Annotated in this window: 15 protein-coding genes; 2 read left to right on the top strand and 13 right to left on the bottom strand. The window is 69.1% G+C overall.

The genetic code is table 11. The features are described from left to right. Positions 1-2 precede the first annotated feature (2 nt). The 8 genes from ABTV10_RS08140 to ABTV10_RS08105 all read right to left on the bottom strand — a co-directional run bounded on the left by ABTV10_RS08140 (position 3) and on the right by ABTV10_RS08105 (position 9,956). The gene (locus ABTV10_RS08140) at positions 3-887 is read right to left on the bottom strand and encodes an SDR family NAD(P)-dependent oxidoreductase (RefSeq protein ID WP_499033845.1); all 885 of its coding nucleotides are present in this window, start codon (positions 885-887) and stop codon (positions 3-5) included. Then, positions 884-3,085 carry an acyl-CoA dehydrogenase family protein gene (locus ABTV10_RS08135; protein ID WP_499033844.1) on the bottom strand — a complete coding sequence of 734 codons (2,202 nt, stop codon included), beginning with the start codon at positions 3,083-3,085 and terminating at the stop codon, positions 884-886. Before ABTV10_RS08135 ends, ABTV10_RS08140 begins: the two co-directional genes overlap by 4 nt. A gap of 6 nt (positions 3,086-3,091) precedes the next feature. Further along, a complete protein-coding gene (locus ABTV10_RS08130; protein ID WP_499033842.1) occupies positions 3,092-3,955 on the bottom strand; it encodes an amidohydrolase family protein in 864 nt (287 codons plus the stop codon). After that, positions 3,952-4,812: an SDR family NAD(P)-dependent oxidoreductase gene (locus ABTV10_RS08125; protein WP_499033841.1), complete on the bottom strand. Its 861-nt coding sequence runs from the start codon at positions 4,810-4,812 to the stop codon at positions 3,952-3,954. Before ABTV10_RS08125 ends, ABTV10_RS08130 begins: the two co-directional genes overlap by 4 nt. Continuing rightward, positions 4,809-6,044, bottom strand: a complete 1,236-nt coding sequence (locus ABTV10_RS08120) for an amidohydrolase family protein (protein ID WP_499033839.1) — start codon at positions 6,042-6,044, stop codon at positions 4,809-4,811. The genes ABTV10_RS08125 and ABTV10_RS08120 overlap by 4 nt, the downstream gene beginning before the upstream one ends. 227 nt (positions 6,045-6,271) lie before the next feature. Further along, a complete protein-coding gene (locus ABTV10_RS08115) occupies positions 6,272-7,498 on the bottom strand; it encodes a DegT/DnrJ/EryC1/StrS family aminotransferase (RefSeq protein ID WP_499033837.1) in 1,227 nt (408 codons plus the stop codon). Positions 7,499-7,860: 362 nt separating this feature from the next. Next, complete coding sequence (locus ABTV10_RS08110) at positions 7,861-9,033, bottom strand: hypothetical protein (RefSeq protein ID WP_499033835.1); 1,173 nt, start codon at positions 9,031-9,033, stop codon at positions 7,861-7,863. 56 nt (positions 9,034-9,089) lie between these two features. Beyond that, entirely contained in the window at positions 9,090-9,956 is an 867-nt protein-coding gene (locus ABTV10_RS08105; RefSeq protein WP_499033833.1) for an SDR family NAD(P)-dependent oxidoreductase, read from the bottom strand. A gap of 140 nt (positions 9,957-10,096) precedes the next feature. Here ABTV10_RS08105 and ABTV10_RS08100 point away from each other — a divergent pair, with 140 nt between their 5' ends. Then, a complete protein-coding gene (locus tag ABTV10_RS08100; protein WP_499033831.1) occupies positions 10,097-11,332 on the top strand; it encodes a CaiB/BaiF CoA transferase family protein in 1,236 nt (411 codons plus the stop codon). After that, entirely contained in the window at positions 11,332-12,270 is a 939-nt protein-coding gene (locus ABTV10_RS08095; protein ID WP_499033830.1) for a hydroxymethylglutaryl-CoA lyase-like TIM-barrel protein, read from the top strand. The genes ABTV10_RS08100 and ABTV10_RS08095 overlap by 1 nt, the downstream gene beginning before the upstream one ends. On the opposite strand, the gene ABTV10_RS08090 is transcribed toward ABTV10_RS08095, so the two are convergent. The 5 genes from ABTV10_RS08090 to ABTV10_RS08070 all read right to left on the bottom strand — a co-directional run bounded on the left by ABTV10_RS08090 (position 12,264) and on the right by ABTV10_RS08070 (position 20,604). Continuing rightward, a complete protein-coding gene (locus ABTV10_RS08090) occupies positions 12,264-15,131 on the bottom strand; it encodes an ATP-binding protein (RefSeq protein ID WP_499033829.1) in 2,868 nt (955 codons plus the stop codon). The two genes, ABTV10_RS08095 and ABTV10_RS08090, sit on opposite strands and share 7 nt — an antisense overlap. A 35-nt stretch (positions 15,132-15,166) precedes the next feature. Continuing rightward, positions 15,167-16,300 carry an acyl-CoA dehydrogenase family protein gene (locus tag ABTV10_RS08085; protein WP_499033828.1) on the bottom strand — a complete coding sequence of 378 codons (1,134 nt, stop codon included), beginning with the start codon at positions 16,298-16,300 and terminating at the stop codon, positions 15,167-15,169. Between the two features lie 8 nt (positions 16,301-16,308). Further along, positions 16,309-17,484 (bottom strand): acyl-CoA dehydrogenase family protein, encoded by a 1,176-nt coding sequence (locus ABTV10_RS08080; protein WP_499033827.1) that lies wholly within the window; start codon positions 17,482-17,484, stop codon positions 16,309-16,311. Between the two features lie 90 nt (positions 17,485-17,574). Next, the gene (locus ABTV10_RS08075) at positions 17,575-18,018 is read right to left on the bottom strand and encodes a hypothetical protein (RefSeq protein ID WP_499033826.1); all 444 of its coding nucleotides are present in this window, start codon (positions 18,016-18,018) and stop codon (positions 17,575-17,577) included. 60 nt (positions 18,019-18,078) lie between these two features. Beyond that, positions 18,079-20,604 carry an ABC transporter permease gene (locus ABTV10_RS08070; RefSeq protein WP_499033825.1) on the bottom strand — a complete coding sequence of 842 codons (2,526 nt, stop codon included), beginning with the start codon at positions 20,602-20,604 and terminating at the stop codon, positions 18,079-18,081. Positions 20,605-20,608: the final 4 nt, after the last annotated feature.

Below are 20,608 nucleotides of genomic sequence, written 5' to 3'. Positions count from 1 at the left end.
GCCTAGCGGTCGCCACCTGCCACCACCTGGCCCGTCGCCTGTGACGTCGCGGCGAGATGCCCGCCCAGCACGTCGTGCAGTTCGTCCTGGCTCCATCGCGATGCCGACCGCAAGCTCGTCTCGACCGTCGGCGCGGACATCACATCGATCCGATCACCGTACGCGACGAGGACCCGGCCGGTGACCGAATCCGCCACGGGCGACGCTAGGTAGACGACGAGCGGTGCGACGTGCTCGACGGAGAGGGGATCCGCCCCCGTCTCGGGTCGCGGGCCGAAAACCTCGCTGGTCATCTCGGTCCGGGCGCGCGGACAGATCGCGTTGGCCCGCACGCCGAACGCTCCGCATCCGCGGGCCGTCGACATCGTCAGCGCGACGACGCCAGCCTTCGACGCCGCGTAGTTGGCGGCGCCCGGCGGTCCGGACGCGTACGCCTCCGACGACGTGTTCACGATGCGCGCGTACACCGGCGCACCAGTCTGTTTGGCCGAACGACGCCAGTGCTCGGTGGCCGCCCGCGTCGTGAGGAACGTTCCCCGCAGGTTGACTCGTAGAACCTCGTCCCATTCCTCGTCGGACATATTGAACACCATGCGATCCCGAATGATGCCCGCGTTGTTCACGAGGATGTCGAGCCCACCGAACCGTTCGAGCGCGAGTGCGACGAGCCGATCGGCGGTGGAGCGCTCGCCGACGTCCCCGCGGCACGTGACGACTTTCCCGCCCACGCGGCGGATCTCGGCGGCCACGTCGTCGATGCGCGCGCTGCGGGAGTTGATCACGAGATTCGCTCCGGCCGCAGCGAGCGCAAGAGCCTCGGCCCGCCCGAGCCCCTCGCCGGCCCCCGTGACTATGGCGGTGCGGCCGTCGAGGGATCGCGTGCTCACCGCGATTCCCTCGGCAGTCCCAGGATCTGTTCCGAGATGACGTTGAGCTGGATCTCGAGGGTGCCGCCACCGATCAGTAGCGACGGCGTCGACAGATACGCCTTGGCCGCGCGGCCACCCCCGACCACGTCGGGGCCCAGGCTGCCGACCGCAGACTCGGAGCCGAACCACTCGAACACCTGTGCCGCGGCCTCGGTGATGTGCCGCGCCGCCGCGGCCTTGAGCACGCTCGCCTCGACGCCGGGGTTCAGTCCCGAGAGCCGTTTGAGTACGCTGCGGTGCCCGAGCGCGTCGAGTGCGCCGGTGGTGGAGGTGATCCGTCCGAGCTCCGGCAGCGCGTCTCGACGGGTCTGGGGGTCCAGCGTGCGGGCCACCTCGATCGGATCGAAGCGGTGCCCGCCCGCAACCGGCGTGTTGCCCATCGCGACCCGCTCGTTCGCGAGCGTCGTGCGGGCCACCTTCCAGCCCTCCCCCGGAGCGCCGACCAGGTCGGCGTCCGGCACGAAGACTCCGTCGAGGACCACCTCGTTGAACATGCTGTCGCCGTTGGCCTCCCGCAGCGGCCGCACGTCGACACCGGGCGCGCTCATGTCGACGAGGAAGAAGGTGATGCCGCGATGCTTGGGTGCCTCACGGTCGGTGCGCGCCAGACAGATGCCCCAGTGCGCCTCGTGCGCCCTGGAGTTCCATACCTTGTTGCCGTCGATGCGCCAGCCGCCGTCGACCTTGGTGGCGAACGTCGTCAGCGACGCGAGATCGGATCCGGCGCCCGGCTCCGAGAAGAGTTGGCACCACACGATCTCGCCGCGCAGGGTGGGGGCCACCAACCGCCTCGTCTGCTCCTCAGTGCCGTACTGGAGGACCGACGGAAGCGCCCACTCCCCGATCACGGTCGTGGGCTGTGACATCCCGGCGCGGTCGAACTCCTCAGCGACGATGAGCTGACCGACAGTGTCTGCGCCGAGACCGTACGGCTCGGGATAGTGCGGGGAGACGAGCCCCCGCTCGGCCAGCAGCGTGCGCGCCGCCCCGGAATCCAGCTGCGCGGCCGCGGCGATCGCCGCGGCGACCTGCGCTCGGAACTCGGGACGGTCCTCGACGCCGAGGTCGGCGTTCCGCTCGATCGTCAACGCGAGTTCGCCGGCACGCCGGGCCCACTGGTCTTGTGAACCGCCCAGAGCGAGCAGGCTCACCGCCCGCCGCCAGTAGAGGTGGATGTCATGCTCCCACGTGTTGCCGATGCCGCCGAGCAGCGTCAGGCAGTCCAGGACGATGTCCACGGCCTCGCGGCGGCACACGGTAGCCGCGCGGGCGGCTGTCAACGCCGCCTGTGCCCGGGCCCCGCTGTCGGCGGCGGCCGCGGCGTCCCACACGGCACTGGTCATCACCTCGACGCGGATGAACAACTGCGCGCACTTGTGCTTGATTGCCTGGAACGATCCGATCGGCCGGCCGAACTGCTCGCGAATCTTCGCGTATGCGAGGCTCGTCTCCTGCGCCCACCGGGCGATGCCGACGGCCTCGGCGCACTGCAGCACGACGGCGAGCGCATTGACCTCCTCGGGCAGCGCCCCGAGGATGTGGTCGGCGGGAATGCGGGCCTCGGACAGGTGGATCCGACCGATGTCCCGGGTCAGGTCGACACCTTCCTCAACTGTCCGGCTGACGCCGTAGGTGTGGGCCGGGACCACGAACCACACCGGTTTCTCACCGCACTGGCCGGCCAGCACCAGGATGTCCGCACCGACCGCGCCGAGAACGGGCGCCGTCGTGCCCGACGCGACGACCTCGTCGCCGTCGCCCTCGAGTGTGACCGTCCCCGGTTCGAGGGCACACGCTCCGGTCGCGCCCGCCGCGAAACGCGGCAGCAGAGCCTGATGCACGGCGTCGGTGCCGTGCGCTTGGACCACCGCACTCGCCGTCACCGTTGCGAGCAGCGGACCGGGGATCAGCCCGTGACCCGACCGTTCCAGCGCGACGGCCAGTTCCAGCATTCCCGCGCCGGCTCCGTCGAACACCGCGGGGATGTGCAGGGACGGAATCCCCATGTCCACGAGTTGCTTCCAGTGTTCCGGCAGCTCTCCCCGACCGAGCTCCGAGAACTGGGTGCGGGTGCGTTCCACGGGTGTCTCGCGCGCGGCGAATCTGGAGAGCGCGTCGGCGAGTGCGTCGTGGTCTGCTCCGATACCGATCGGCATATCCGATCAACCTTTCAGTTTCAGTACCCGGCGGGCGTTCTCGTGGAGGAACTTGGCCCACACGTCGTCCTTGAACGGCACGTGCGGCATGTCCTCGAAGATGCGGTCCAGGCTCAGCCCGGCCGGGAAGTAGCCCGCGTAGATGATCTTGTCGGCGCCGCGGGTGTTCGCGTAGTCGACGATCGCCTTCGGATAGTGCTTGGGCGCGAACGCCGACGTCGAGTAATACAGGTTGGGCCATTTGAGCATCAGCTTGATCGCCAAGTCCTCCCACGGCTCGCACCCGTGGCGGGTCACGAACACCAGGTCGGGGAAGTCGAACATCACGTCGTCGATGAGCTCGACGTGCTGGACCGACGACTTGACCCGCGGTCCGGCAATACCCGCGCACGCGAAGATCGGGATGTCCAACTCGACGCACTTGGCGTAGATCGGATACATCTGCGGCGCGTTGAGTGCCACTTGCGGGAAGGTGCCGGCCGCGAACGAACTCACCGACCGGATGCCGAATTCCTCGTACTCGCGCGTCATCCGGTTCAGCGTGCCCATGATGTCGTTGGGGTCGACCGCGGAACCCTGCGGTACGAACCGGTCCGGGAACATCCGCACGGCGCGCTGCCCGGACTCCTTGGCCATGCTGACCATGCCGATCTCGATGCCGTGCTTGTCCATCTCGTGCAGCGTCACCGAGATCGGATCGTCGGTCGCGAGATCCGGCACGCCCTTGAACATGTACTGCGCCGGCATGCTGAACTCGGCGCGACTCTCCTGATCCTTCGTCTGCCGCGTGATGAAGGCGTACTCGTCGTGGCCGGCCTCGCGGAATCCGATGTGCGTGTCGATGATCGGGATGCCGGCGTAAGGTGTCATGCGTTCTGCTCCTTCGCGATCGGCCTGCCGTCCAGGCCGTGAACCGTGACCTTCTCACGTTCGAGGATGTCCAGGCTGGCCTCGACATGGCCGGTGTAGTGCGGTGCGGCGTCGCACAGCCAGGTCACCGCCTCGACCATCTCCTCGAGGGACTCCGGCACGAACCACTCGGATCCGACCATGTTCGACGCGACCGTCAGCGCACCGGCCGTCGCGACCGCCGAACGCGGGCGCACGGCGTTGACCCGGATCCCGGTGCCGTTCAACTCGGCTGCCAGGCCGGCCGTCATCCGGTCCTGAGCGGCCTTGCTCATGCCGTAGAGCGTGGTGCCGTGGATGTCGGCGTCCAGGTCGGTGGCGCCGTCCGGGAGCGGCTCGACGGGCCTGATCCGGGCGGTGCCACTGGTGATGTTGACGATCCAGCCCTCCCCCCGCGAGCGCATGCCGGGAATCACCCGCTGCGCCAGGTCCAGCGGCGCATGCACGTTGACTTCGAAGCTCAGGTGTGCCCGCTTCGCCGGGTAGTCCCGCAGCGGCTGGAAGATCGCCGCCGCGGCGTTGTTGACGAGGATGTCGATCGGACCGCCGAGCTGCCGCTCGGCCTCCTCCACGATCCGACCACGGGACTCGGGATCCTCGAGCGCTGCCGGAACGATCGCAGCCGTGCCGCCTGCCCGGCGGATCAGCTCTGCGGTCTTCGCGAGGGTGCCCTCGGCTCTGCGATCGGGTTCGTCGACCGTCCGCGCGACGATCGCGACGGCCGCGCCCTCCGCCGCGAGCCGCTGCGCGATGCCCGCCCCGATCCCGCGGCTGGCGCCGGTGACGATCGCCCTGCGGCCCTGCAGCCGGACGCTCATGCGCCGAGCTCCGCCTCGAGCTGCTCGGCGAACGACTCCCGCAGCAGCACGTCGTTCGGGTTCTCCGGCAGCTCGGTCAGCGGCCGCGCCACCTCCGACGGTGTCGGACCGTACTTCGCCGCCAGCGAGGCAAGCGCATCGAGATCGAAGTCGTACAGCTCGGCGGCGTTCTCCGCGAACAGCTTCCGCAGCTCACCCTCCTCGACGTCGTGCATGACCTGACGGATGCACTCACGCGTGAACGGGTAGGTACCCTCGTTGTGCGGGTAGTCGCTGCCCCACATGAACTTGCCCTCACCGAGCGTGCCGCGCGAGGCCATGTCCTGCGCCGACGGCATCGTCGCACCGACCCACACGTTGCGACGGAAGTACTCGCTCGGACGCAGCGGCAACTGCTCGTCCTCGCTGTAGAACAGCTCACCGATCCGCCCGGTCCGTTTGACCCGCAGGTCCACCGTGTCGAGCTGACGCATCAAGTCCGGCGCCCACGCGCACCCCTGCTCGGAGACCGCGAACTTCAGCCGCGGGAACCGCTCGAACACACCCGAGAGGATCATCTGCACCAGCGGACGCATCGAGTAGAACCCGACCTCGTTGATGTAGAGCAACGAGGACGTCTTGTAGCGGCCGTAGTCCGGCAGACCCGTGCCGGCGTGGCTGTTCACCGGAACGCCGAGATCCTCACACACCTCCCACAACCGGTCGTACTCCGGGTCGTACAGCGGCTTGACCCACTTGACATCCGGCGCCAGGATCGGCAGCAGGATACCGCCACGCAGCCCGTTGTCCTTGATCCACTTCACGTCCGCGATCGCCTCGTCGACGTCGTTGAGGAACACCTGCCCCACACCGGCCCGCTGAGTGGGGGCGTCGTTGCAGAAGTCCTTCAGCCACCGGTTGTGGGCGCGGATGCCGGCAAGGCGCTTCTCGAAATCCTCCGCCCGCGGCGGGCCGGCGAGAACTGCCGCGCTCGGGAAGAACGGCGGCACGGTGTTGGGGAACAGCACCTCGCCGACGGTGCCGTCACCCTGCGTCTCACGCATTCGACGTTCGTTGTCCCAGTTGCGGTTTCGTCCGTCGTCGACCAGGTCACGGTACGGGTTCTTGTACTTGCCGCGCCAGGTGTCGAACTCGTCGTGCCACTTCGACTCGAGGTACGACCGGTAGGTGGCGTGATCGGCACCGGCATGACTGTCCGCGGAGATGAGAATGTACGGCGTTTCGTTCGTCACGATGGACACTCCTTACAGGGGTTCAATATGAAACCGTGTTCTATCCGATTGTCTTCAGACTAGCGAGGCTTCCTCGAAAGTCAAGGAGCGCCGGGGTGTGCAAATATAGAACCAGGTTCCATAGATGCCCTATCGACTCCAGCATGGATGGTGCGTGAGAACGCGACGAGCCCCCGACTCGGAAGTCGAGGGCTCGTGGAAGGCGGCTGCATGCCCCGCACCGGCGCCTACGTCGGCGCTACAGCTGTGCGCGCGTGCTTCGAGGCGAAGGCGTGGATGCTCTCCACGACGTGATCGAGTTCCTCGTCGCTCATCCCGTGACTCATGCCGAGCGACATCCCACGCTCGAAGACCTCGTCGGCGAAGGGCAGACCACCCTCCGGGATGCGGTACTCGACGCCCCGCATCATCGGATGGCGGGTGACGTTGCCGCTCCACACCGTCCGCGTGTCGATACCGGCACCCTCGAGCGACTCCTGCAGATCGGACCGGGTGAAGCCGGCATCCTCACGAACGGTGACCGGATAACACAGCCACGCCGTGTGGAACCCCTCGAGCTGCCTCGGCAGCCGGAACAGCGACGGATACGCCCCGAACGCCGCGGAGAACGCCTCGAAGATCTGCGCCCGCCGCGTGTAGTTGACGTCGAGCTTGCTCAGCTGCACCAAACCGAACGCCGCACCCAGCTCGGACGGCTCGAAGTTCCACGGCAGAACATCGAAGATGAAGTCGTTGTCGTACGCGACACCGTCGAGATCCTCACGGAACACCCGGCCCGTCTTCTCCGAGCCGAACAGGTGCGGCTCCGAACGCCGCCCCCACCGCCGCAGCATCAGACCCTTGTCCCGCAGCTTCTCGTCGTCGAGACACACCATGCCACCGTTACCCGCACACGTGATGATGTGCGCCATCGCGAAGCTCGTGACGGTGATGTCCGAGCGTGACCCGGTCCTGGTGCCACGCAGCGTCGTTCCGATGCAGTCGCACGAATCCTCGACGACCTTCAGATCGTGCCGGTCCGCGATCTCCCGGATCGCGTCCCAGTCAGGCGCATTGCCCGCCAGGTTCGGCACCAGGATCGCCCTGGTCTTGTCGGTGATCAACTCCTCGATCTTCGACGCGTCGACGTTGTACGTATCCGGCTCGACGTCCACGAACACCGGAACCCAGCCCCCACGCACGATCGGCGAGACATCGGTCGAGAACGTGAGCGGCGAGGTGATGACCTCCGACCCCTTCGGCAGATCCAGCAACTCCAACGCAAGATACAGCGCGGACGAGCCCGAGTTGCACATCAGTCCGAGCCTCTTGCCGTACAAATCGGCGACCCGCCGCTCCATCTCGGCCACATTCTTACCGATCTTCAGCGCGAACGGACCACCCCGCAGCACCTCCAGACACGCATCGATCTCGGCATCGTCGTGAACACTTCGGGCGTAGACAACCCTGGTCATGGGATCTCCTCGGTTGATATCTCGGAAGGCGTCCGTGGGCACCGATCAGCTACGGCAGCAAGCTCTGCACGCCAACCCTGCTCGAGCAGGGACGGAAAGGAAGAGGCGGATCGCCCCGCACGGGTACCGCGCCGTCACACGTGAACGAAGTCCATACGACGGTTCATTCAGAAGCGAATATAGAACGGGGTTCTCACATCGTCAAGATGAGACGATACGTCTGGCAGTGCCGACCACTGCGCTCTACCACCATGTCATCCACGGGAACGTCGCCGAAGGACGCGCTTGCACCGCTGCCGCCGTGGGGCACGATTCCGAACCCGGGTTCTAGAAGCGGTTGAAGGCTCGCTCGGCCTGAGCCCTTACTGCACCCCGCGCGAGGTCAGCGCCGCGATGTCGCCACCGAGGGTGTTGCGGTACGTCCCGATAAGTTCCTCGACCCCGCCGAGCTGATCGCCGACCTGGTGGGTGTTCTCGGCCGACAACTCCCGGTTCCCCGACCGGGCGATCAGCGCGTCGATCCGGGTATCGAGGCTGGTCGCCCACCGCATCGATTCCATTGCGCGGAGCTGGATCTCGGCATGCGCCAGCAGGTCCCCGATCCGGGCGAGGGCGGCGACCCTTTCCACCAGCTGGTCCCACACCGGTGCGAGTGCGTCGCGGCGGGACTCCACGTGCTCGCGGGCCTCCGGCGTGGACTCGAGCGCACCGTCGAGTTCGCCGACGATCCCGTGCAGCGCGACGGTGTCGACGGCGATCTGGGTCAGCTCCTCCGCGAGGTCGAGCTGCGCCCGCTGCACCGCGAAGTGCTCCGAGTGCCACGCCGCCGAACCCTCGACCCGGTCGTACAGCGTTCCGGCCAGGAACAGCAGCGTGTCGTAGCGGTCGGCGAACCGGTCGTCGTCGGGCGTCACCGCGGCCGCCAGCACGTCCGCGGCACGGCGACCCGCCTCGTGCGCCCTCGTGTGCTCGGACACGCGCGTCACCCGAGAGGCCGTGCCCTCGAGCATCGCGTTGCGCAACTCGTGCAGGTGGCGTCGATACTCCGGCACCGGCGCCGGGGTCCGCGTCAGCGCGACGAACAGCGCGTCGCGCTGCTCCGGGTCGAGGTGGACCCCGTCGCGGCGGTCCCGGCGGATGGCCCGGACCCCGCCCGCGTAGTGCGCGTTCGACATCGTCGTCGCCGTTCGCAGGCCGTCGAGCCGCTTGCCCAGTTCAGCAGCCCGGTACCGGTACGCCAACTGCACCGGCCCCGGCCGCAGCGACGCGGCCTTCCGCAAGATCCGGGCATGCTCGTCGGCCAACAGGCGCAGAGCACCGAAGCCGCCGATCGACGGCAGGGTCCGCCCCGCCCGCCGGCGGGCCGCCACGATTCCGCGGGTCGAGGCGTCGACCCTGCCGGCGGCGATCAGCAGCGACGCAGCGTCCGACAGCGGCGCGTGCCGACCGTCGAGACGCGCGCGCTCGCACCAGCAGCGGACCTGTTCGTTGATGCGCGCGCGGCGCTCGGCCGTGGCGGGGTCGGGAGCGGGCATGGTGCCTCCTCAGGGAGCGCTCTACCACACCACTGTTCCAGAATTCGCGGGCGTCGTCAGTCGATGACAGCGTCGGAGAACACCGGCGGATTGCCGAGGAACGGCCGGTGCGACGGCGGCTGCTTCCCCTCGAGGTCCTTGACGCCAAGTTCCTCCGCCACCTCGGCACCGACCAGGACCTGACCGCTGCGCTTCATCAGTTCGGGGTCGCGGGCAAGAGCGTCGATGACGCGGCCCGGAAACTCCATCGACTCCGCGGTCGCCGCCAGACCGTCGTAGGCACCGGGGTTCGCATCGAACCCGGCCTTGGTGCGCTCGGTCATGAGCAGTCCCATCCACAGCGAGACGACCGCGACGTTGAAGGGACGGAAGTCGACGGCCATGTCGTGGGCCATCTTGTCCACCGCGGCCTTGCCGGCGCCGTAGGCGGGACCGTGCATGTAGCACGTGCCGCCGAACGACGACGTGTTCACGACCAGACCCTCGCCGTTCGCCGCGAGCAGCGGGGCCGCGTAGTAGCTCGAGATGTAGCTCGAGCGCATGCCGACGTCGAACAGATCGAGCAGCGAGAGCGGCTTCTCCCAGAACGGGCCCTTCATGGTCAGTGCGTCCGGCACCGCCAGGGCGTTGTTGACGAGGATGTCCAGGCGGCCGTGCTCCTCGCGCAGCCGCGCGAAGAACGCCTCCACCTGCGCGTCGTCGCTGTGGTCCAGGACGACGGGGACGCCGGTGCCGCCACGCCGGGTGATCTCCTCCGCGGTCGAGAACACCGTGCCCGGCAGCGGGGCGTCACCCTCGGTCTTGGACCGTCCGGTCACGTACACCTTCGCGCCGGTCTCGCCCAGGGCGAGGGCGATGCCCTTGCCGGCACCGCGGCTCGCTCCGGTGACCACCACGATCCGATCCGAACTCAGACCCACCATGCACTCCATCCGTCGTCGGGCGACCACACGCCGAGTGTGGCTCACGTCTCATCCAGCACACCGTAGGCGCGGGCGTCCGTGCATGTCACTTCCCGATGGACGGGAAACCACGGCGCCGCGGAAACTGATTCAATCGAGGCATGACGCAGGACATCCCGACGCGCCCCCTCGACGGTGTGCGCGTCCTCGAACTCGGCAACTACATCGCCGCCCCCACCGCGGGTCGGCTGCTCGCCGACTTCGGCGCCGAGGTGATCAAAGTCGAACGGCCGCGCACCGGTGACGAACTGCGCAACTGGCGCCTCTACTCGGGCAGCACGTCCATGCTCTACCGCACGATCAACCGGAACAAGAAGTCCATCGTGCTCGACCTGCGGTCGGACGAGGGCCGCCGCCTCGTGCTCGACCTGGCCGCGGAGTGCGACATTCTGCTGGAGAACTTCCGCCCCGGCACGCTCGAGAAGTGGGGCATCGGCCCCGAGCAGCTGAACGCCGTCAACCCGGAGCTCGTGATCACGCGGATCTCGGCGTTCGGGCAAACCGGCCCGCTCGCCGAGCGGCCCGGTTTCGCGGCCGTGGCCGAGGCCCTCGGCGGCTTCCGCGAACTGGTCGGCGACCCGGACCGGCCGCCGGTGCGGGTGGGCGTGTCGATCGGCGACTCGATCGCCGGTCTGTACGCCGCGTTCGGCTCGGTGATGGCGCTCTACCAACGCAAGTCGCGCGACGGGCAGCCGCTCGCGCTGTCGCAGCGGATCATCGACGTCGCCCTCAACGAGTCGATCATGTCGATGATGGAATCGCTCGTCCCCGACTACCTGGCGTACGGGGTCCAGCGCGAGCGCGTCGGGGGTCGCATGGAGGGCATCGCCCCGTCCAATGCGTACCCGTGCAGCGACGGCACCAGCATCATCATCTCGGGCAACGGGGACGCGATCTTCCAGCGCTACATGGAAACCATCGAACGCCCGGACCTCGCGGCGGACGAGGAGTTGCAGACCAACGCCGGCAGGTGGGCGCGCCGCGACGAACTCGATGCCGCGATCGGCGCCTGGACGTCGCGGCACACCCGCGACGACGCGCTGCGGATCCTCGATGCGGCGAACGTCCCGTCCGGCCCGATCTACACCGCCGCCGACATCGTCGAGGACGAACAGTACAACGCCCGTAACATGATTCAGACGTTCTGGGTGGATACAGGCGACACGTCTGCGAAACCCGTGGGCTTCCCCGGGATCGTGCCGGTGATCGGCGACAAGTCGCTGCCGATCGACCACATCGGCCCGGACCTGGGCGTGCACACCCGCGAGGTGCTCGCGTCAGTGCTGGGCAAGTCCGACGCCGACATCGACCGGATCATCACCGAGACGGAGGCGTGATGACCTATTCCTTTGCACCGCAGTCGATTCTGCGTGATGTCACGTTGCGCGACGGGCTCCAGCTCACCGGCAAGCCGCTGTCGACCGACCGCAAGCTCGAGATCGCCCGCGGCCTGCTGGCGCTCGGCGTTCCCGAACTCGAGGTGGGCTCGATGGCCCGACCGGACCTGGTGCCGCCGATGGCGAACACGCTCGAGGTGATCGGGGAACTGACCCCCGACGAACTGGACCGCTGCTGGGTGTGGGTAGCCACCCCGCGCCACGTCGAGAAGGCGGCGGCCGCGGGCGCCCGCAACTTCCAGTACTGCTTCTCGGCATCGGATTCGCACAACCGAGCCAACATCGGACGCCCCACCGACGACAGCCTCGCCGCGATGCCGACGGCCATCGAGATCGCCCGATCCGTCGGTGGCAGCATCCAGCTGTGCATCGCCACGTCGTTCACGTGCCCGTTCGAGGGCGAGGTGCCCGACGACAGGGTGTTGGCGATCGCGAACGACCCGCGGAGCGACGGCGCCGACGACATCGTGCTCGCCGACACCCTCGGCCAGGCCGTGCCGGCGCAGGTGGCCGCACTGGTCGCCCGCGTCGCGGCGGAGTCACCGCAGCGCCGCATCGTCTTCCACGGGCACGACACGTGGGGGCTCGGCGTCGCGAACACGCTCGCCGCGATCGGCGCCGGCGCGACCGTCGTCGACGGTTCCCTCGGCGGGCTCGGTGGCTGCCCGTTCGCTCCGGGCGCCAGCGGGAACACCTCGACCGAGGACATTGCGTTCGCGACCCGGCCGGACTGGCTCACACCCGAGACCCTGACCGCGCTCGTCGACATCGCGGCACCCATGCTCGCGGAACTGGGCGAGCCCAACCGGTCCCGCACTGCGGAGGGAAGCCGTTCGGCGGCACACGCTTTCGAGTGGGTGCGTCCGCAGAGTCAGTGAGGTTCGACGACCGGCCCCTCGACCAGCTCGCCGACCAGCCGGTTGACCTGCTCGCGGGTGAGATGGGCGCCCTGGGAGGCGTACTGCTCGTACTCCTCGTCGTCGAGGGCGTCGTGGACGACGGCGGCCTCGATCGGACCGTCCACCGCGTCGATCCACGCCGGCAGGAATCCTGCCTGCGCGCCGAGCGCGTCCACGGCGCCCATCAGCACGGCACCGTCCGTCGGGCGTCCCGCGCCGGCCAGCACGGCGGCGGTCGAGTGGATCATCACCAGCCAGGAGATGACGTCGGGTTCCTCCTCGAGGTCGGCCCGCAGCACCCGCATCGTCGCCAGCGCGCCCTCCACGTCCCCGGTGTCGGCCGCGGCCTTCATCAGCGCCCACGTCGACGACGTCACCGCCCAGCGGTGCCCGTACCGCTCACCCGCACGGATGGCCTCCCGCAGTTCGACCCTCGCCTCCGCGGCCTGCCCGACCGCGCGCAGCAGCATGCCGAGCACCATCCGCGCCTCGGCCTCGATCCATCCCGCGTCGTGCTCGACGGCCAGGGCGACGGCATGCCGGGCCAGGTCGACCGCCTCGTCGGACCGTCCCTGCATCGCCACGAAGTGCGCGCGCCACGCCTCGTCGCGGGCCACCTCCCCCACGTCGCCGATCGACGACCACAACTGCCCGCCCCGCCGGACAGCGTCCTCGGCGCTCGCGGCGTCACCCGTCAGGTATGTCAGCGACGCCAGGCCGTCCAAGGCGCGTGCCATCACGCGCGGCTCGGGCGGGCGCCAGTCCCCCGCCACCAGATCCAACGCGGTCCGCAGGAACTGCAGGCCCTCGCCGATGTTCCCGGTCCGATACCAGAACCAGGCCAGACGACCCGCCAGGTCGAGCGCGTAATGAGCGTCGTCCACCGCGAACGCCGACTCCAGCGCCGCGCGATGCTCCGCCTGATCCGCGGCGAGGAGCCTCATCGCCTGCCGACCACGGGAGCTGCGCAGCGCCGCCGACACCGACTCGACCCGCCCCAACACGAAATCGCGATGGGCCGTGCGGACTGCGATCGACTCGGCGTCGTCGGCCTGCTCGCGCGCGAACTGGCGGATCGTCGCCAACATCCGATAGCGGGTCGGTGAGGACCCCGGCACCACCCGGAGCAGCCCCCGGCGCACCAGCGCGGTGAGCACCGCGGAAACCTGTGTCGTGGAACCCAACACGCACATCGCGGTCGCACCCTCCACGTCGAACGAGCCCGCGAACACCGCGATCCGCCGCAACAGGCGGGCCTCGCCGCCCGACATCAATCGGTTGGCCCAGTCCACGATGTCCCACGTCCGCCCACGCGGCCCGATCGCCGGCGCCGGGTCCCCGTGCAGCAGTGTGAAGCGCTCCGCGAGGCCGTCGGCGATCGCCTCCTCGTTCACGTAGCGCAGTTGCGCCGCCGCCAACTCGATACCGAGCGGCAGCCCGTCGACCTCCCGGCAGATCGCCTGCACCGCACTCTGATTCTTCGCATTGAGCGTCCAAGTGGCACTGACGCCGACGGAGCGTTCGGAGAAGAGTTCTATGGCAGCGCGGTCCACCGACAACGGCTCGACCTCGTGGACGCCCTCACCCACGACACCGAGCGGCACCCGTCCCGTCACGATCAACCGGACGTCCGGGCAGCGTGCGAGGACCGCCCGGGCGACGTCCGCCGTGTAGTCGGCGACGTGCTTGCAGTTGTCCAGCACGAGGACACAGGACCTGGCTGCCATGGTCTCCGCAAGATGCGTCGGCGAGCCGACGCCCGGCAGCGCCAGCAACGTTGCGATCGTCGACGGAATCAGGGCACCGTCACTGACTTTCGTGAGATCGACGATCCACGGTCCGTCCGGAGCCTGAACTCTCCGACACACTTCGACCGCCAGTCGCGTCTTGCCCACCCCGCTCGGACCGACGAGCGTGACGAGCCGGCGCTCGTCGAGCAACTGCATGACCGCCGAGACGTCGTGTTCACGGTCGACCAGCCGGGTCCGGGGCTGGATCAGATTCGAGTTCGGCACCTCGAGCGGCGGCGAGAGCTGCGCCGATTCGAGATAGACACTGTCGTGCGTCATGAGGGCCGTCTCGATGCGCCGGAGGCCGGCCCCGATCTCGCACCCGAGGCGGTCGTCGAAGATGGCGCGGCACCGCCGGAGCGCCGCCAGGGCGTGCGCCTGCTGGTCGGATCGACTGAGCCCCAGCGTCAACAACTCCCAGGCGCGTTCGTCGAGAGGATGGTCCGCCAGAACGGCCTCGGCCTCCACCGCGGCCGACGCCGGGGAGCCGGCCTCGAGTTCCGCCCGCGCCAGCGAGATCCGCGCCTCGAACCGGCGTTCCGTCAGCCGCGCCACGTCGGACTCGATGAAGACGGTGTCGGCGAACGCGGACACCGGGAGGCCCTCGTACGCGAGGCCGCGCCACTGGCGCAGTCCCTCGCGGTAGGCGTCTGCGGCCGTGTCCGGGGCATGCCGCAGCATCGCGTCGCCCCGACGGACCTCGTCGACGAACCGCGCCGAGTCGACCGCGTCGCGGGGCACGACCAGCTGATATCGCGTGCCATCCCGCACCAGGACACTGTCCGCGGCGCCCCCGTCGTCGAGTCGACCACGGAGTCCCTCGAGCGCCTGTTCGAGGGGGTCGGGTCCGCTTCCGGCCTGGCCGTTCCCCGCCGCGGCCGCACGCGTGTACCGGACCTGGGCGCGCAACCGCTCGATGTCGACCGAATGCGGGTAGGCCACCAACAGCGCGGCGAGCAGTGCCCTCTGCTGCTGGTCGAGCACGATCTGGCGGCCGGCCCGGGTGGCCGCGACGGGACCCAGGACCGTGAACGCGATGTCGCTCGCCACCACCTTGCTCCCTTCACGCCGTCCCGCGGGCACGGCTACTCTGCGACCTCGACCATGTCGTGCCCGGCGACGTCGGCCGCGAGAACCCGCAGGTGGTCGTCGGCCGAACCGAGCGTGTGCTCGATCGCGGTCAGCCGGGAAACGTAGTGGCCCACCGCATACTCGGCGGTCATGCCGATACCGCCGTGCATCTGTATCGCCTCCTGCCCGATGTGCCGCGCCGACCTGCCGATCCGCAGCTTCGCGCGCGACGCGACCACGGGATCGACCACGCCGTCCGCCAGCGACATCGTCACGTACAGGCTCATGCTCCGCGCCAACTCCAACGACACGTACATGTCGGCGGCGCGCTGCGTGAGCGTCTGAAAGCTGGCCAGCGGAACGCCGAACTTTCTTCGGGTGCGAAGGTATTCGGTAGTCAGCCGCAACGCCTCCTCCATCGCGCCCACGGCCTCGGCACACAGAGCGGCCTGCGCGCGGACCTGCGCCGCCCGGATCGCAACGACGGCGTCCCCGCCATCACCCAGCGGTTCCGCAGCGACGTCGCGCAACTCGATCTGGGCGGCCCGCAGACCGTCGTGGGTGGCGTAGCGTCGCCGGGTCACACCGGGGCCGCCCGCACCCACGAGGAACAGACCGACCCCAACCTCCGGGAGCGACGCCGAGACGACGAGCGTGTCGGCGCAGTCGCCGTGCGGGACCGGATTCTTGGTTCCGGTCACCGTCCACGAATCTCCTTGCCGCACAGCGCGAGTGTTCACCTCGACTGCCGGCCAACGGGACCCTGGCTCGGCATGCGCGAAGGCCAGCAGCATGCCACCGTCGGTGACGATGGGAAGGATCTTCCGCCGCTGCACCTCGCTGCCCACGTCCGCGATCACGGCGCCGGGCACCACGACCGCATCGAGCACCGGTTCGGGTGCGAGGCGCCGCCCCAACTCCGTCATCACCAGCCCGACCTCGACCGGCCCGGCACCCGATCCGCCGTCCTCGTCGGCGAACCCGAGTCCGAGCAGCCCGGTCTCCGCCAGCCGACGCCACACGTCCTCGCTCCACCCCCGCGGCGACGCCTTCACCGCGGCGAGGGTCTCCTGGTCGTAACTGCGGTCTAGCAGGCTTCTCGCGGTGTCCCGCAACAGCTTCTGTTCCTCGTCGAGTTCGAAGTCCATGCCCCTCCTCACAGTCCGAGGATCGAGGACGCGATGATGCTGCGCTGCACCTCGCTCGACCCGCTGTAGATGGACACCTTCCGGTAGTTGAGGTAGGTCGGCGCCGCGCGCTGCGCCCAGGACGGTGTCTCGATGTCGGGCCCGGCCTCGAACGGCAACGAGTCCGGACCGGCCACATCGACGAGAAGTTCGGTCGCGGCCTGCTGCAGTTCCGAGCCGCGCAGCTTCAGCAGCGACGACGCGGGGTCGGGTTTGCCGTGGGCCGAGGCCGCCACCACGCGCAGTTGTGTCAGTTCGAGCGCGAGCAGTTCGTTCTCGAGTTCGGCGACACGGGCCGCGAACAACGGATCGTCGAGAAGGCTGCCCGGTCCGAGGGAGGTGCGCGCCGCGTGTTCCTTCGCCCGCGCCAACCTGACCTTGGCGCGGCCCACCCCCGTGACGCCCGTGCGTTCGTTGCCGAGCAGGAACTTCGCGTAACTCCACCCGGCGTTCTCCTCGCCGACCAGGTTCTCGGCGGGAACGTGGACGTCGTCGAAGAACACCTCGTTGACCTCGTAACTGCCGTCGATCAACCGGATCGGCCGGACCGTGACGCCCGGCGACGTGAGGTCGACGAGCAGGAACGAGATCCCCGCCTGCTTCTTCGGGGCGTCCGGGTCGGTGCGGACGAGACAGAAGATCCAGTCGGCGTACTGCGCCAGCGTCGTCCAGGTCTTCTGCCCGTTGACGACGTAGCGGTCGCCGTCGCGCACCGCACGGGTCTGCAGCGACGCGAGGTCGGATCCGGCCCCGGGTTCGGAAAACCCCTGACACCACCAGATGTCGAGGTTGGCGGTCGGCGGCAGGAACCGTTCCTTCTGCTCTTCCGACCCGAACGTCGCGATCACCGGACCGACCATGTTCGCGTTGAACGCGAGCGGTTCCGGCACCGCGGCCAACTGCATCTCGTCGAGCCAGATGTGCCGCTGCACCGCCGTCCAGTCCCGGCCGCCCCACCGGACCGGCCAGTGCGGCACCGCGAGGCCCGCCGCGTTGAGGATGCGCTGCGTCGCGACGAAATCGTCGCGGCCGATCTGTGCACCCGACGCCACCCGCTCGCGGATCTCCCCGGGGATCTCGGTGCGGAAGAAGGTCCGCATCTCCTCCCGGAACGCGCGCTCCTCCGCGGTCAGGGCCAGGTTCATCGACGGTTCCCTTCACGCGCACGGATCTCAATGGTCCTCGATCCGAACGCTACTCCCTCGGGCGCGACGAACGGCGGCTTTGCTCGGCTCCTAGCGCGTCTCCAGGACCAGGAGATATCCGCCGCCGCCCGCATCCACCCGGGTCGTCAGCGCCAGATCCGGTGCCAGCCGCGAGAGCCGGTCGAGCAGCCACTCCCCGGCGGCGGTGGCGTCCGATTCACCCGGACAGCGGGCCACCGCAACCCGGCCGCCCTTGCGGCCCAGCTGTTCGACGACACCGATGATCGGCGCCGGATCGACGACGAACAACTCGTCGGGCCAGGGCACGACGGGCTTGACGGCGCCCTTTTTCGTATTGCACGCGCGATGCGCAAGGCGTTCCTGAACCGACTTGCCCTTGCTCTTCTTCGCGGTACTGATGCCGTCGACGCTCGGCCCACGCGGATCGTTCACCGACATGTCCGGATCGACGGGCTCGTCGCACAGCCAGCAGCGCCAGCCGTCGCGTTCACCGATGTCCTGCAGGTTGCTCATCGTGACGACGGTACCGCCGCGGCGTCGGGCCGCGGCGGTACCGTCCCCGGAGCATCACCCCTACATGTCGGCGATGGCCTCGAGCGGCTTGGTCCGCGCCGCACGGCTCGCCGGCCACAGGGCCGCGAGGACGCCGACGACCGCGGACCCGATCAGCATGGCCAGCACCTGGCCCCACGGGACCGAGATCTGGTCGAGGCCCTGATCGGCGAGCGTCCGCACGAAGCCCCAGCCGAAGACCACGCCGAGCACCACGCCGACGATGGCGCCGAACACCGCGATCAGCACCGACTCGAGATAGATGGTGCGCCGCACCTGGGCCCGCTGCATACCGACCGCCCGGAGCATGCCGATCTCACGCCGCCGTTCGACGACCGAGAGGGCGAGGGTGTTGACGATGCCGAGGATCGCGATGACGACCGCGAGCGCGAGCAGGCCGTACAGCACGGCGAGCAGCATGTCGATCTGCTGGCCCTGGGTGCCCTTGAACTGCTCCCGGTCCTGGACCTGCACCACGACGAACGGGTCGGTCGCGGTCGCGAGGTCGGTCGCCATCATGGTCATGTTCGTGCCCGGCGCCGCCTTGACCAGCACAGCCCACTCGGTGCGCATGCTCAGCGGCGTCACCTGCTGGTACACCTGGTCGGAGATGACCCACGGGCCGAGCAACTGGTTGTCGGCGTAGATGCCGGTGACTGTCGTGGTGACCTGCTCGCCGTCGCGGTCGGTGAGCGTGACCGGCGTGCCCAGCTTCCAACCGTGATCGGTGGCCTCGGACTCGCTGACCAGCATGTCGGTGCCGGCGATGGAGGTGGTGCCCTCCTTCATCGTGTAGTCGAGCACGCCGTCGGGAGAACCGCTCAGCGCCGTGCCGAACACGTCCTTGTCGTCGATCTTCACGGCGACGCCGTGGAGCGAGACGGCCTCCTCGACCCCGGTCACCTGGGCCGCGGCTGCCGCCGCGCCCGCCGGGACACCGATGCCCTGCGGTCCGGTGAGCACGAAGTCGGCCTCGACGCCCTTGTCGACGAGCGCGTTCACGCTCGACTTGGCGGACGCACCGAACACCCCGATCACCGACACCAGCATCAGGCCGAGGGTCAGCGCGAACGCCGTCGCGGCCGTGCGCTTGGGGTTGCGCACCGCGTTGGTGCGGGCCAGTCGTCCCACCGGGCCGAACGGCTTGGCGAACACCGCGCCGAGGGCACCGACGACCGGCCGGGACAGCGCCGGCGCGGCCAGCAACACTGCAAGGACGAGCGCGAGTGCCCCCAGTCCGACGATCGCCGCCGCACCGCCACCGGTGGACTGGGCGCCGACGACCAGCGCGAGGAGACCGAGCACGCCGGCGATCGCACCGATCAGGGTGCGCACCTTCAGGGTGTCGCCGGTGGACGCGAACTCCTCGCGCATGGCCGCGACCGGGGGCACCTTCGACGCGCGGCGGGCCGGCGCGTAGGCGCTGACGACCGTCACGAGCACACCGAGCACGAGCGCCACGATGATCGTGCGCGGCTCGATCTGCAGCGGCCCCTCGGGCAGGCCCAGGTCGAACGCGTTGAGCAGACCGCGCAGACCGTACGCGAGGCCGACGCCGGCCGCGATGCCGAGTGCGCTGCCGATCACGCCGACGACGAGTGCCTCGAAGACCACCGACCGGCCCACCTGCTTGCGGCTGGCGCCGATCGCCCGCAGCAGCGCGAGTTCGCGCAGGCGCTGCGCGACGATCATCGAGAAGGTGTTGTAGATGATGAAGGTGCCGACCAGCAGCGCGATCGCGCCGAATGCCAGGAGGAAGTAGTTGACGAAGCTGAGCGCCTTGCCCACCTCGTCCTTGGTCTCCTCGCGGACCTCGTCGGCGGTCTGGACCTTGGTATCGGGCACCGCTGCCGCGATCCGGTCACGCAGCTCGTCCTGAGAGACACCGGTACCGGCGACGTCGATGTAGCCGACGTGGCTGCCATCGGTGAACAGCTGACGCGCCTGCGCGTCCGTGAACAGCGCACCGACGTACCCGCCGGTGTCGGTCTCGGGGGCGTAGATGCCCGACAGCGTGACGTCGTTCCAGCCGCTCATGGTCAACACGCGCGTGTGGTCGCCGACCGCCAGTCCGGCCCGCTTCGCGGCGCTCTCGTTGAGCGCGATCTGACCCGCCTGCTGCGGAGGCGTGCCGCCGACGAACTTCTCCGGCTCGCCGAGCTGCTGGTCCGGCGGCAGGTACGACGACCCGATGCTGGGCGCGCCGCCGTTCTGCAGGGGCTTGCCGGCCGAGTCGAGAACCACGATCTGACCGCCCACAGCGGGCGCGACGGCACGGACACCGTCGACGGCGCGGATGGTGTCGACGTCCGCGATCGGGACACCGCTCGAGCCCTGCTCGACAGGGCTCACCCGCACGTCGACACCCTTGGCGCCGCCGTCCATGATGCTGTCGAACGTCTTCTGCAGGGTGTCGGTGAAGACGAAGGATCCCGCGACGAACGCCGTGCCGAGCACGACCGAGAGCACGGTGAGGATCAGCCGCACCTTGTGCGCGGCGAGGTTGCGCAGGGAGACCTTGCGCATCGGGGAGTTGGTGACTGCCATGGCG

This window comes from Paraburkholderia sp. RHO2 (assembly GCF_050955445.1).
Classification (GTDB): Bacteria; Actinomycetota; Actinomycetes; order Mycobacteriales; family Mycobacteriaceae; genus Prescottella; species Prescottella agglutinans_A.
Note: the sequence above shows the minus strand (reverse complement) of the source record. Positions and strands in the feature narration are given on the sequence as shown.

Excerpts from the sequence above, each read along its gene's own strand:
- ABTV10_RS08125 (WP_499033841.1), bottom strand. The coding sequence starts at position 4,812 with ATGAGCGTCCGGCTGCAGGGCCGCAGGGCGATCGTCACCGGCGCCAGC.
- ABTV10_RS08070 (WP_499033825.1), bottom strand. The coding sequence starts at position 20,604 with ATGGCAGTCACCAACTCCCCGATGCGCAAGGTCTCCCTGCGCAACCTC.
- ABTV10_RS08135 (WP_499033844.1), bottom strand. The coding sequence starts at position 3,085 with ATGCCGATCGGTATCGGAGCAGACCACGACGCACTCGCCGACGCGCTC.
- ABTV10_RS08085 (WP_499033828.1), bottom strand. The coding sequence starts at position 16,300 with ATGGACTTCGAACTCGACGAGGAACAGAAGCTGTTGCGGGACACCGCG.
- ABTV10_RS08105 (WP_499033833.1), bottom strand. The coding sequence starts at position 9,956 with ATGGTGGGTCTGAGTTCGGATCGGATCGTGGTGGTCACCGGAGCGAGC.
- ABTV10_RS08110 (WP_499033835.1), bottom strand. The coding sequence starts at position 9,033 with ATGCCCGCTCCCGACCCCGCCACGGCCGAGCGCCGCGCGCGCATCAAC.
- ABTV10_RS08100 (WP_499033831.1), top strand. The coding sequence starts at position 10,097 with ATGACGCAGGACATCCCGACGCGCCCCCTCGACGGTGTGCGCGTCCTC.
- ABTV10_RS08080 (WP_499033827.1), bottom strand. The coding sequence starts at position 17,484 with ATGAACCTGGCCCTGACCGCGGAGGAGCGCGCGTTCCGGGAGGAGATG.
- ABTV10_RS08115 (WP_499033837.1), bottom strand. The coding sequence starts at position 7,498 with ATGACCAGGGTTGTCTACGCCCGAAGTGTTCACGACGATGCCGAGATC.
- ABTV10_RS08130 (WP_499033842.1), bottom strand. The coding sequence starts at position 3,955 with ATGACACCTTACGCCGGCATCCCGATCATCGACACGCACATCGGATTC.
- ABTV10_RS08075 (WP_499033826.1), bottom strand. The coding sequence starts at position 18,018 with ATGAGCAACCTGCAGGACATCGGTGAACGCGACGGCTGGCGCTGCTGG.
- ABTV10_RS08095 (WP_499033830.1), top strand. The coding sequence starts at position 11,332 with ATGACCTATTCCTTTGCACCGCAGTCGATTCTGCGTGATGTCACGTTG.